The 12,944-nt window shown below is 54.5% G+C and carries 9 protein-coding genes; 5 read left to right on the forward strand and 4 right to left on the reverse strand.

The genetic code is table 11. The annotated features are described in order from the left end of the window. Nucleotides 1-254 precede the first annotated feature (254 nt). Together K9N21_13845 and K9N21_13850 are read right to left on the reverse strand one after the other, a co-directional pair. Complete coding sequence (locus K9N21_13845; GenBank protein MCF8144994.1) at nt 255-1,448, reverse strand: hypothetical protein; 1,194 nt, start codon at nt 1,446-1,448, stop codon at nt 255-257. Nucleotides 1,449-1,549: 101 nt separating this feature from the next. After that, the gene (locus K9N21_13850; protein MCF8144995.1) at nt 1,550-2,455 is read right to left on the reverse strand and encodes a MoxR family ATPase; all 906 of its coding nucleotides are present in this window, start codon (nt 2,453-2,455) and stop codon (nt 1,550-1,552) included. A gap of 357 nt (nt 2,456-2,812) precedes the next feature. On the opposite strand from K9N21_13850, the gene K9N21_13855 reads away from it, so the two are divergent. The 4 genes from K9N21_13855 to K9N21_13870 all read left to right on the forward strand — a co-directional run bounded on the left by K9N21_13855 (nt 2,813) and on the right by K9N21_13870 (nt 8,456). Continuing rightward, a complete protein-coding gene (locus K9N21_13855; GenBank protein ID MCF8144996.1) occupies nt 2,813-3,400 on the forward strand; it encodes a hypothetical protein in 588 nt (195 codons plus the stop codon). Nucleotides 3,401-3,598: 198 nt separating this feature from the next. Next, on the forward strand, nt 3,599-5,017 hold the full coding sequence (locus tag K9N21_13860; protein MCF8144997.1) for an exosortase/archaeosortase family protein: 1,419 nt from the start codon (nt 3,599-3,601) through the stop codon (nt 5,015-5,017). A 133-nt stretch (nt 5,018-5,150) separates the two neighbouring features. Further along, nucleotides 5,151-6,866, forward strand: coding sequence for a glycosyltransferase family 39 protein (locus tag K9N21_13865; GenBank protein MCF8144998.1), 1,716 nt, complete (start codon nt 5,151-5,153; stop codon nt 6,864-6,866). Nucleotides 6,867-6,890: 24 nt separating this feature from the next. After that, nucleotides 6,891-8,456, forward strand: coding sequence for a glycosyltransferase family 39 protein (locus K9N21_13870; GenBank protein MCF8144999.1), 1,566 nt, complete (start codon nt 6,891-6,893; stop codon nt 8,454-8,456). Nucleotides 8,457-8,524: 68 nt separating this feature from the next. On the opposite strand, the gene K9N21_13875 is transcribed toward K9N21_13870, so the two are convergent. Both K9N21_13875 and K9N21_13880 read right to left on the reverse strand, forming a co-directional pair. After that, entirely contained in the window at nt 8,525-10,069 is a 1,545-nt protein-coding gene (locus K9N21_13875; protein MCF8145000.1) for a hypothetical protein, read from the reverse strand. An 84-nt stretch (nt 10,070-10,153) separates the two neighbouring features. Beyond that, a complete protein-coding gene (locus K9N21_13880) occupies nt 10,154-10,963 on the reverse strand; it encodes an IPTL-CTERM sorting domain-containing protein (protein ID MCF8145001.1) in 810 nt (269 codons plus the stop codon). A 670-nt stretch (nt 10,964-11,633) separates the two neighbouring features. Here K9N21_13880 and K9N21_13885 point away from each other — a divergent pair. Continuing rightward, nucleotides 11,634-12,890, forward strand: a complete 1,257-nt coding sequence (locus K9N21_13885) for a 3-deoxy-D-manno-octulosonic acid transferase (protein MCF8145002.1) — start codon at nt 11,634-11,636, stop codon at nt 12,888-12,890. Nucleotides 12,891-12,944 lie beyond the last annotated feature (54 nt).

Consider the following 12,944-nt stretch of genomic DNA (forward strand, 5'->3'; position numbering starts at 1 on the left):
TTCAAAAACAGCGGACCGAAAAGGGACCATCGGGCGTTCCTGGTTTTCCGGGTCTGAAAGATGCGCGTCGCCTCTGGCCGGCGACCACTCTTATCAGGAAGAAACTGCCCAAACGGACTTACACGTTTCAGGGGGAACCGGTAACGAGTACCCATGGCCAAATTTTATAGGAGGACCCTGTGTCCACAGTCTGATCTGCAGGGATAGGGAGAAAGCGTCCATCCTGCCGGGGGAACGCATATCATTCGCCCCGGCTAATTCTCGCTCATCAGGTGGGCCACGGCCTTTTCCAGGCCGTCGATGGTCAGCTCGAACATGGGAAATATTTCGCGGATGGCATTGATTGTGCGGGTATAGGGCCATTCAGCGGCCATCTTGGGGTTCAACCAGGCGGAGTGCCTGAAGGTATCGGCAATGAACCGGAGTCTCTCGTAGCTCGGCCGGGTCGATCTTTCTTCGATATGGATGGAGCCGTCGGTGGCCATCAGTTCATAGGGGGCCATGCTGGCATCGCCCACGATGATGAACCGGGTTTCCGGATCGCGACGGGCCAGATCCTCAACCCGCACCGGCTTTTTGAACCGGGGGGGGTCCTCCCAGATGTGGTCATAGATGGTATTGTGAAAGAAATAGGTCTTCACTTCCTTGAACTGGGAGCGCGCATAATTGAACAGGGTCTGCACCATCTCGATGTAAGGGTCCATGGACCAGCCGCCGTTGTCGATGGCCAGGATGACCTTCAAGCGATCCTTGAGACTTCTCTCGAAGATGATCTCTATCTCCCCGGCGTTCTTCATGGTCTGGTAGATGGTCTCATCGATGTTGACCACGTCCTTGGGGCCGGTGGGCACCATATTCCGCAGCCGCTTCAGGGCCTCGCCGATCTGGGCCTGGGTGAGGGGACCTTCCTGGGAATAGTCCCGGTACCGCCGGTCCATGGCCACCTTGACCGCCGATTTGTTTCGCGACATGCCGCCGACCCGCATCCCCCCCGGATGGTAGCCTGAATGCCCGACAGGAGAGGTGCCGCCGGTACCGATCCATTTGCTCCCCCCGTGATGCTCCTCTGTCTGCTCTTTCAACCGGTCCAGGAAGTACTGCAGCAGTTCTTCGGGGCTCAGCTTATTGAGGGCTTCCTTATCCATCCCCAATGCATCCGCCACCGCCTCGGGATCTTTGAGCCATTCTTCCAACATGGCCCGGGCCACCTCGGAGAGTTCAAATTCCTCGGGCTCCTTCAGCTCGGCCCCTTCGAAACGATGGGCAAAGACCTGGTCGTACAGGTCAAAATATCTCTCGCTCTTCACCAGGATGGATCGGGCCGCGGTATAGAAATCTTCGATGGAGGTGATCAACCCCATTTGAAGGGCCTTTTGAAGCCGCAGGAAGGACGTGGGGGATACCGGTATGCCCACCTGCCTCAAGAGATAAAAAAAACTCGTAAACATAGTGTTCTCCAGATCGCATAGCGCAGAGCGCGCAGCGCAAAGCGACACCATATTTTATCCGCCGTGCCCTCTGCGCTATGCGCTATGCGCTACCCATCGGGTCATATCCTCATTCGCGTCGCCGCGTTTCGTGCCACCGCATAGTCAGGGCTCTTTTTGAACAGCACGCCCAGATAAGGGAGGTCTCCCTTGATAAGTTCCTTCACGTTGAAATCCGGATCGGCCTGAAGCGCGCGGATCCAGTTGATCAACTCCCGGGTGGCCGGCTTTTTCTCAATGCCCCTGAAATCCCTCACCTTGTAAAAGGCCCGAATCGAACTCTCCAGGAGGTCTTTGCTGATATCGGGGAAATGGACATTGAGGATCTCCCGCATCATATCAGGCTCCGGGAAGGCGATATGGTGGAAATTGCAGCGTCCCAGAAAGGGGTCAGACAGGTCCTTCTTGGCATTGGATGTGATGATGATCACCGGCCGTCTCTTGGCGGTGACGGTCTTGTCGATTTCTATGATGTCAAATTCCATCTGATCCAGGACGTCCAGCATGTCGTCCTGAAAGTCCGTATCGGCTTTATCGATCTCGTCGATCAGGAGCACCACCCGGTCCTCTGCTACGAAGGACTGGCCGATCTTCCCCATCTTGATATAGTCTTCAATATTGCTGACATTTCTGTTTGAATCGCCGAAGCGACTGTCATTGAGCCGGGTGAGGGTATCATACTGGTACAGGGCCTCTACCAGCTTCATGCTCGATTTGACATTCAGGACAATCAGCTTCATATTCAATGCCTCTGAAATCGCATGGGCCAACATGGTCTTGCCCGTTCCCGGCTCCCCCTTCAGGAGGAGGGGCATTTCCAGGGCCATCGAGATATTGACGATCTTGGCCAGTTCTTCGTCGAGGACATACTTGGAAGCGCCGCTGAACTTCCAACTTGCACTGCTTTCTGAATTCATATGTCTGCTCCTTGCAAAAAATGGAATTTTATCATAGATCTTATGAAACATAGGCTCCTTCTGATCTTCCGCCTTGCATACTTGATGGATTCGTAAAAAGTCGTCACCCCGTTGAAAAACGGGGTCCAGAGGTTTCGTAAATGATTGAATATACTGGATTCCGGCTTTCGCCGGAATGACGAAAAATGACACTTCCTGACTTTTTACGAGACCATCATACTTAACTTTTAACATTAAGCATCTTTGGGCGCAGGTCAATACCGATCCAGGTTTTTCGGTTGCATGGCCGCTTATACAGGGCGAAAACAGGAGGTGACACAAGGCGAAATACTGGGCAGTAAGGAATAAGCAGTAGGCAGAAACGAGGAACCAGGAACCAGCACCCGATCTTATATGGAGAGGACCACCATGCCATTAGCCTTTGATTCCATCAGCCACGGCACCATTGCCTTTGGTTTTTTCAACATCGATTCGGACATGCTGCTGCTGGATCGCTATTTCTTTTTCGCCACGGAATTTTGCAGTCGTATCAGAGACATCGCCCAGTCTGACGGACCCGGACCATATGAGACATCATGGGAAGTCTATCATATTCCGGATCCTGCCGATATCGGAGATCTCATGGGGGCCATTCACGGGATCCATTATACCGGCTTCATCGGCGAGGTGTATCGCAGGTTCCCCTTCCCCCAAAGGCCTGAAGCATTCAAACAGAAACCCGAAGGGTATAGGACCCGGGACGATATGGTGGCGATCATCGAGGAATATGCACGGACCGTTGAAATTTCGTTCTCCATTGACCGAAAGGGAGGGGAGGTCTCCATCGGCCCCTACCGATTCACCGGGCCCGGGTTTCAGGAACTGATCCGATATGTCTGGCAGGGCGGATATCCCCGCTGGAGAGACGAGATCCGGCCCGACTATGTGATTGCCATGAAAGAGGCGATCCGCGGCAGCTCCTGTCAGGTATTGAGTGGCCTGGAGCTGGCGGATTGACGGGCCCTGAGCGGGCATGTTTCAGAAGCACAGGAAACCTGTAAAAGCTCAAAGCTGAAAGGTGAAAGGTGAAAGCTGAAAGGTGAAAGGTGAAAGCTGAAAGGTGAAAGGCTGCAAGCATGACAACGGGAAAGATATTCATGGAACAGCGGACAGGGCTTTGGGGCCTGGACCACGGAAAATCAACGGGAACCGCAGATGAATAAAGAGAGCATCCGATGGGTTATTTTATTCATGGCGTTGATGGCCGGATTCTACTGGATCGACCAGAGCCAGTGGTTTCAGGAGATCTTATTGGACAGGCTCGCCCATGGGATCACGACCGTCACTATCCGGGCGCTGTCATTTTTCGGCGCCCATCTGAAGCAGGCGGGTTCGACGGTAATCACCGGAGCAGGCAGAATTGAGGTGGCCAGATCGTGCACAGGGAGTTTTGTCTTCATGATGTTTGCAGCCGCCGTCATCCCCTTTCCATCCCCATGGAAGTGGCGGGTTAAAGGTCTTTTCTTCGGCCTGGCTGCGCTTATGGTCCTGAACCTGTTTCGAACCTTCATGATCGTGCTGGTGGGGTCCCGGTTCCCTAACGCCATACAGACCTTTCACGTCATTATCGGCCAGATCATTGTGATTGCGGGGATGACAACGGTCTTCCTGTGGTGGGCAAAGCACCCCCGGCAAGCTCCGCAGATCTCATTTTTCAGCAATAACAGACAGATCTTCCGTGCGGTAGTCCTCTTTTGCGTCGGCTACCTGTGTGGATTCTGGCTCTACCGGGCATTCCTCGAAAGCCCGGCCGGCCTTTTTGTCAAACATATGGTTGAGGTCCATACCTTCCGGATTCTCTCGCTCCTGAACGAGACCTTTCTGCAGGGCCGCCTGTCACAGATTTCCGCCGCCCCGGTCAAACTCGTAGACGGCTGTCTATCGAGCCCGATGGTGGTGCTTTTTTTGGCCGTTGTCGTGGCCTGGCCGACCCGATGGTGGAAACGCGCCCTCATTATTCTCACTGGATTTATCCCCTTCTTCTATGGGTACCACTTGCTCCGGGCGATCCTGGTCTCTCTCAGCCTCGGCATCCAGTCAAAAGAGGTCAACTTCGCCTATAATTTTTATGGCCAGCTAATCCTTGTCATCGCCCTTTTCGCCTGGGCAGCCTACCTGTGGTGTTTCAGGTATAAATCGATTTCGTGCCGCAAATTCCTCACGCTTCTTGTGCCAAGTAGTCTCCTTGGCCTGTCACTCGCCCTGGGACTGGGGTGGCTGATGCGTTGTTTTTTGATCCCCTTTCTGACCATGCAGATTTCAGGCACACCGCTTCTCTCCCACGATCCGGAACAGATGGTCAGCCTCATGTTGGATCTCCAGGTTTTTATCTGGGTATCCCTGATCGGATCCACGCCAGGCCTTTCCCTGGCCAGAAAATGCTGGTTCGCCCTGTCGGGCATAACGGCCGCCTTCCTGCTTCTGGTGGTCGCCGTCCTGCTTATCGAGATTTTTCATTTATCGCCTCACAAGGGCATGTTCAAACTGGCGGTCGTTCTACTGCCGTTTGCGGCCTATTATATCTCCTTTCTATATCGCAGAGACACGGGTAACGATACGGCAGGCGACACGTGACGTTTTATTGATATCCACATTTCTTCACCATGGCGGGTTTAGTGAAATCGGGCTTCAGTGCCAGGATAAAAACATGGGACAAAAGGCTCCTCCGCAACCCATCCCAGATGGCCTGAGGGCAAGCCGTTCCGCAATGCAAGAAGCAAAGGAACCCTGTGCCGGCAAGACGTTGCTGGTCATTTTTTTGCTGGCCCTGGCCCTTCTTGCACTTGCCGGTCAATCAAGCCTTTGGGATCGGGACGAACCGCTTTTTGCACGAACGGCCTGTGAAATGCTTCAATCGGGGGATTGGCGCTTACCTGCCGTAAACGGCGGGGTTCGTCCTCAAAAACCCCCCCTTGCCTTCTGGGCCATGGCCGGCAGCATGGCCCTGTTCGGCATAAACGCCTTGGCCGCGCGGTTGCCCGCGGTTATTTCACTGGCGGCAACAGGATGGCTGGTATTCCTGATGGGAAGACTCCTCTTTTCTCCCATGGTCGGTTTCTGGGCCTGCGTGATGCTCATGAGTTCCGCCATGTCCATGTTTCTGGGGAGCGCAGCCATGGTCGACGGTCCCCTTCTGGCCTTTATTAGTCTGGCCATGTACGCCCATCTCAAGGGACTTCACCAGCCAAAACGATGGTATGTGTACTGGCCGGTTTTGGCGACGGCCCTGGGGTGCGCCGAACTGACCAAACATCCGGTAGGCATGGCAACCGCAGCGCCGGCCATGCTCTGCAGCACCTGGCTGCTGCGTAAGGATATGAAAATCCCAAGGACTTACTGGCTGGGCCTTTTTCTCGCTTTTCTGGTGGGGTATGGTTTTCACCAGGCATGGTATATTCCGGTCCGTAACATGGCGCCCGGATTTGGGGAGGAAATGTATGGCCGCCAGATTTTTGATCGCATCTTTACAGCGATGGAAGGTCATGGGGTCGAAAGTCTGTTAGGCTACCTGCTCCTACTCCCTTTTTATGCCCCCATTCTATTGGTTGGGTTCGCCCCCTGGTCTACATTTCTTCCTGCCGGAATATCGGCATTTGTCCATCGCCATATAGGAAGTCGACCCGCCAGGATTTTCGTTATTTCATGGATTTTGCCCATTTTGGCGCTTTTCACCCTGGCTGTCACAAAACTGCCTCATTACATATTCCCGATATTTCCTCCAGTAGCGCTAATAGTGGCGGGGCTACTGGAGGCCTGGCGGAAAGGTCAGCTAAACCAAAAGGACCGTTATTGGCTGAGGTTCGGGGCCTGGCTTTACGCCCCGCTTGTGTCTGGTTTTGGAGCAGCCCTTTGTGTGGCGTCCGTTCTGATGGGAGAGGGGATATGGCGGTTTGTGGGGGTTCTCCCGGGTTTGCTGATTGTGCCATCCTGCATATATGGATTTCGCCTGATTCGGGCGGAAAAACTGCAAAAAGCCGCGTGGTCTTTCCTCATGGGAACTCCTCTGCTTTTGTTGACAGCGGCCATGCTGACCCTGCCGGCTATCGAACCGATAATCAAGATCTCGCCGGTATTGGCCGAAACCATTCGGGCCAAGCGCTCGACGGATGAACCGGTTGCCATGTGCGGATACATGGAACCCAGCTTCATTTTCTATATGGATCTTCCTGCGACCCAGTCAATTGCCGCGCTCAAGCCGGATCCCGAGGCCCTGCATGCCTGGGCTATAGGGCCTGGCGCGGGGTGGTTGGTGGTATACGATTCGCTCTGGAAAAAGATGATTGACCGCTTCGGCCCCGCTGAAAGGGTCCGAAGCCTGATGATTGTGCCGGTACTCAATCCCAATGACAGGGCCAGGGAGGACCACGTGCGGGTGGTTCACCGGCTGCCCCGACTGAACTCACCTATCAACCGGCCTCTTTAGGACAGCAAAGGGAAGAAGACGTAAATGTATTCAATTCACGCGCAGAGGAGGGCATTACCTCCCTGGAAAAGAGACGAGGTTTGGCTGCGGCGAACCCTCTGGCTGGTGGGCGGGTTGCTTCTCTGGCGCGCCTTTTACGTCTGCGTTGTTCCGCTGGACCTCATTTCCGATGAGGCCTACTACTGGGATTGGTCGAGACGACTGGACTGGTGTTATTACAGCAAGCCGCCCATGGTCGCCTGGATCATCAACATGGCCACCCAGGTGGGCGGCCATACGCCGTGGGCTGTCCGGATGCCTGCGGTAATTTTGGGAACAACCGGGCCATTGTTCATATATGCGTTGGGCAGCCGGATTTATGGAGCGAGGACCGGTTTCTGGGCGACAGCCGCCGCGGCAGCCACACCGGGTAACAGTGCATTGAGCTTGATTATGACCATCGATGCCCCTTTCATGTTCTGCTGGGGTGCGGCGATTTATGCATTCTGGCGATTGCTGGAGCGGCGTCGCGGCACAATTTTATGGGCGGTTGTCACAGCATTTGCCGTGGGACTGGGGCTGCTGACCAAGCAGACCATGATTGCTTTCTTTCCGCTTGCAGGGCTCTTCTTGCTCCTCAGTCCCAACCATAGGGCGGAGCTGGCCAGGCCTCTGGTCTGGTTAACAGCCCTGGGCGCGCTGGCTTTTCTCATGCCGATAGTATGGTGGAACATGCATCACGGGTGGATTACCTTGCAGCATACGAGCGGGCATTTCATGGGAGTCGGGTTTTCGGCGACGTCACGGCTACTGAACTCGGCCGAATATCTGGTGGGCCAGGGGGGCATCATCTCTCCAATCACCGGCTTGCTGGTTCTTGTTGTGGTCTCTTCCGGGTTGGTCACATTGAAACGGCTCAATACGCCGGAACAATATCTGGTTTGGTTCAGCGCCGTTCCCCTCGGCGGCGTGGTCATCCTGAGTCTGTTTCAACGAATAGAGCCGAATTGGCCAGGCCCTTTTTATGCATCAGGGATCGTTCTTCTGGCGGGATGGGCGACCGGAAAAGTCGATCTCGGCCGTCGTCAGGCTCCTCTGCGTCGGTACTTCCTGCCTGCGGTGATTGTTGGCGTGGTCTTCTGTATGATCACCTATGCCTTGCCCTTTGTGCTCCCCCTTCTTGGCCTTCAGGGGTCACGCCTTGACCCCACGGGCCGTTTCAGGGGCTGGCGTCAGTTGGCGCAGGAGGTGGACGGGCAGATGGCGACATTTCCCAGACCGAAACAAACGGCCATAATTACAACAACAGGCAGAGGCACGGCCAGCGAGCTGGCATTCTATATGGAAGGCAACCCTTATGTGTTCCCTTATAATAATACCGGCCTCGTCAACTCCCAATATGATGTGTGGGGTTGGCCCAAAGACGTCTCAGGCAAAGACATCATGCTCATCACGTATGCACATGGAAAGATCCCGGAGCCTTTGAGGAAACGCTTCCAACATCTTGAGCAATCGGCTGTTTTGACCAGAACCCTGGGGCCTGACCGGGAATTTACCTACCAGATTTGGCGTGGGGTCGGTTTTCAGGGGCTACCCAATACCCAGGATTAACAGATTGACCCTCATCGGATCTGCGCGTGAGCCACCGGGCGTGTTCTGTTGGCGGAGCTGCCCTCTCTTTACTTCTGAGCGGATGGGAGGGGGATTAAGAGAGCCAGAGAGGTGGTTGAAAAAGCCACCAGGCTGTAGGCAACCCAGGGCAACGGATCCATCGGATAGGCCCGCGTCAGCAGGGTGCAGAGGGCCATGACCAGGATAGGCATGAGACATGCCTCGGCAGCAGCCCCGGCCAATCCGACGGTGTCTGCCGGATGGACAGGCCGCCGGACCTCCAGCAGAATAAAAGCTGAACCGAGGGCGGCCATCATCCACTGTGCGTTCGGGAATCTGCCGATGCAGACGGCGCCGATGCCGCAGATCAGGGTCCCTCCCCCATAGACGCCTCTGAGGGTTTTACCAGGCCCATCTGACACTGTCGCCTTCAGGAGCACTCCTCCGAGTATGATGAGTTTAAGCCCGACCCAGACGGTGACCGCCGCACTGAAGGATTGGTTCTCCCACAGGTCTTGTGGAAAGGCAACTGCACAAAACAAGATGATCTCCGCCAGGAGGAGTGCGGAAAGAAAGGGCCGCCCCCTTGCCAGTCTGAAGATCATCCTCCAGTGGGCGCGAAGCGCATGGGCCCATCGAAGCCAAGAGGCCTGGACCAAGGGGATGAGTGCCAGGGGCAAAAGGGCCTTAAGGTTCCAATCCCAATGCGGAAAGAAGAAAATCCGGAGAAGCACCGTTGCCGCAACGGCGCATATGGCCAAGACAGCCCACAGACCCATGAAGCCCGGATAATGTTTCAGGATCTGGCTGCCGGCAGAGGATATGTTCTCTTGATTCGGTTTTTGCTTCGTAAACAAAAAGAGGGCGGCCGTGAGCAGACTGGTTGCGGCCAGGGAAAGGAACGTGGCAATAATTTCGCGCCAAGGAGAGACCAGCACATCGAAAAGATAACCGTTTACCGCCAGGGCCATGGCGGCCACGAGAAAGAAGAGCTGGACCCAGCCCAGCATCATCCCGGCGAGTGGCCTTCTTCCGGCGAGGAGGCTTTGGGCCTTTCCGGCAAACCCGATAAAGAAAACCACCGTGAGGCCCAGGATCACCATCTGTTTCAAGAGAAGAGACCATCCATCTGGCAACCATTGAAATAATACATTGAACCATGGATGTATTCCGTTGGTCCCCATCGCCGAAGCGACGCCGGCAAAAGGAAGAATAGCCATCCATGTTCGAAAGCCGGCACCGGGGAGAATCCGAATCAGAATGATCACTACTGCGAGGAGGGCTCCGAAAGCGGCTGTTCGAGCAACCATTTCGGTGAGGTCCGTCCCGGATCCCGGCCCCCAATACAAAAAGAGAAGGACCCCTTCGGCGCACCAGAGAAGGGCCGCCACCGGCCGGGAACATATCTGCCGCACTGCCCGTGCGCAATCTTTGAGATGGAAGGCGCCTGCCACCCATGCCAGGCCTGCGGCCTGCAGAAAGGGAACGGCAATATATTGAACGATTATCTCTAAGCGAAGGTCAACGGTACGCCAGACAAGGATGAAAAGGATGCCATGGGCCAAGGCAAAGAAAGCGGTGAGCAAAAGCCACAAGCGTGCCACTGTGTTCATGGGCAGGTGCTGAGGCAGGGAAAGATTCCCTGCCTCAGCGGAAGGGGCTTACAGAAAATAGATATCACCCACATGAAACTGGTATCAGGCGGATGCAGGAGAGGCATTGTTGCGCAAGAAACGGAGTCCCACGATCAACAGGATCAAGGTCATGACGATCAATCCCCACTCGGTCAGTGTGGGAATCGCCGGTGCAAGGGGGAGACCTGAGATCGGGGGCCCCTGCAGGAATTCCGGGTCCGGAATACCATCTCCGTTAATATCAAGAACAATCGCAGGTTGACCATGGTCCCCCGTTCCCAGAGGGAGGAGGATCTGGGAATTGGCATCCGCGCCGCCACAGGTATTGATCACCCCAAGGGAAGCGAGGTTGGTTACGCCGATATAGCCATCCCTTTCCGCCAGTGAGAGGATCACATCCACCGGACCTGAGCGTTTGGTACCGACCAAATGCACCTGGTCAAAGGTCGCCTGACCCGCAACCGATTTTTCCAGCATCAGGGTACCCACCTCTCCAGGCTTAAACGGGTTTGCGTAGGTCCCTCCGATGGGGTATCCGCCTGAAAATTGATCAACTAAGAATGTCCGGCCCAGGCTCGAAAAACGATCGTATTTTCCCGCGACAGCGCCCGTCGATTGGGCCTGGATTGTTAATGACGCGGCTGGCTGGCAGTTAGACCATGGGCTTTGCAGATAGAAATTTGATCCACCCGCCGACTGCGGGTAGGCCTGCTGAGTCGCATCGCCCACATCCACCGAGCCCGGTATTGTGTTGGCATGCATGTTGGGAGGGCCCAAAAATGGGGGCGTCGCAGCCGATGCGGGCGACGCCATGAAGGCAAGGATAGCGAGAACTGCTGTTACCACACTCAAAGATCTGCCGATTTGTCTCATGACCAAAACCTCCTGATTTAAGTGATTCAGCCTGAAAGTTGCGCAACACCCAAGACTAACCTTATATTTTAGGTCGAGAGCATGCCAAAAAGTCAGCCCGCTGTCAAGAAAATATGTCACGAGGCGATATTCCTATAAAATTGACCATTAGAAAGGCCGAAAGACGTTCCCCCGACGAGAGTCAACGTGTCCGAGACTTCACTTTTTCTCATTGACTTGCCAGAAAAACACAGTTATAAGAAACGATTATGTCAGATCTTCCGATTCGGTATTTTTGATATTTGGCACTGTATCGGGCAACCGGAGATCGAAATGCGGGATCTCCACACATCTTAACCCAATTGTCTTAGCCAGCACACAGTGGTTTTGCCTGTCACCACCCTGAAAGACCAGTGTTTCATTAAGCATTCCTTTTTGCTTGGCTGATTTATGCTGCCATTTTGGCCTCATCCTTGTGTGCGTGAACCGGTTTCAGCAAAGGGGCGTCACACAAAGCGGTTGCTGGGCCAGCCCTTGCCGTACATTCAAATGGGGCATCCTGCGGCTGAATACGCTCCATCGTATTGACCCCATGCCCGATGATCCTAAATTGGCTGACGGCGCTCCAGCCTGGTTAGCCGTCGACACACGGATGACGTCCTGAAATGGACCGGACTTCCAGCGAAATGACATGACGGGATTGTTTCTTTTTTTCTATGATCTCCTGGGGATTATGCTCCTGCCACTGGCCTTGGCCGTTGTCCAGGTGCATCTGCTGTTCAGACCGAAACAGCGGCGGCCTCACCTGCAAAGGCTTTCCCTCATCCTTCCCCAAGAACACCCAAAAACCGGAAGAAGGGTGTGGCTTCATGCCGTGAGTGTTGGAGAGGTCCTCTCCTGTGAACCGTTGATCCGGCTCCTGAGGCATAGAAATCTCTCCGTCTACCTTTCCACCGGCACGGAAACCGGGTTTGAAACTGCAAAGAAGAAATTTGCCGGTATACCGTGCTTCTATTTTCCATTCGATTCCCGGTTCGTCTGCAATCGTTTCCTCAAAAGGATAGACCCGGATGTGGTCCTCATCTGTGAAGTGGAGATATGGCCGTCCTTTATATGGTGTGTTCAAAGGCGCCGGATTCCTCTGTACCTTGTGAGCGGTCGAATGGCGGAAAAGGACTTCCGTCGCTACCGACGCTTCAAATGGTTTTTCAGCGGTGTCTTTTCCATGTTTTCCGGTCTGTTCATGCAGAACCACACCTATACGGAGCGGATGCAGTCCCTTTGCCGTCATCCCCGTCTCAAGACCCTCGGAAACCTGAAGTTCGATGCGGTATGCGATCATCTGAACCCAACCGGGATCGCGGAGTTGATGCCGAAAGGGCTCACCATATGCGCCGCCTCCACCCATCGCGGCGATGAGCGGAAGATTATCCCTGTTTTTGAATCACTTCGGGCAAAATTTCCTCAGCTTAGACTGGTAATCGTGCCGAGGCACCCCGACCGAACAAGAGAAATCACTCGACTTCTCGACACGCACCACATGCCCTACACCTTGCGGTCGGAACAAAACTATTGTAGAACGCCTGTGTTTGTTGTGGATACCATAGGCGAGTTGATGGAGGTTTACCAACACTGCGGAATCGTTATTATCGGGGGAAGCTTTTCCGGCGAGGTGGGCGGTCACAATATTATTGAGCCCGCCCTTTTCAAGAAGTGCATTCTGTGTGGAAAGCACATGGAAAATTTTGAAGACATCTATGCCCGTTTCAAACGGGAAGACGCTCTGATTACCACAACCTGGCGAGACCTGGCCCAGGATTTGAGTGGACTCATTCAGGACAGAGAAAGGGCTGCCCGCATGGGAGCAAGAGCCCTTGCCGTCGTCAGAAGGAACAGGGGAGTTTCTGGTCGGATTGTGGCCGAGATCTTCGAATTCCCTTGCGGGTAGACACCGAATTGTTCACTGATAATAAATCATGGTTGTCAAAAGCGGCTGGGAGTG

Source organism: Deltaproteobacteria bacterium (assembly GCA_021737785.1).
Taxonomy (GTDB): domain Bacteria; phylum Desulfobacterota; class DSM-4660; order Desulfatiglandales; family Desulfatiglandaceae; genus AUK324.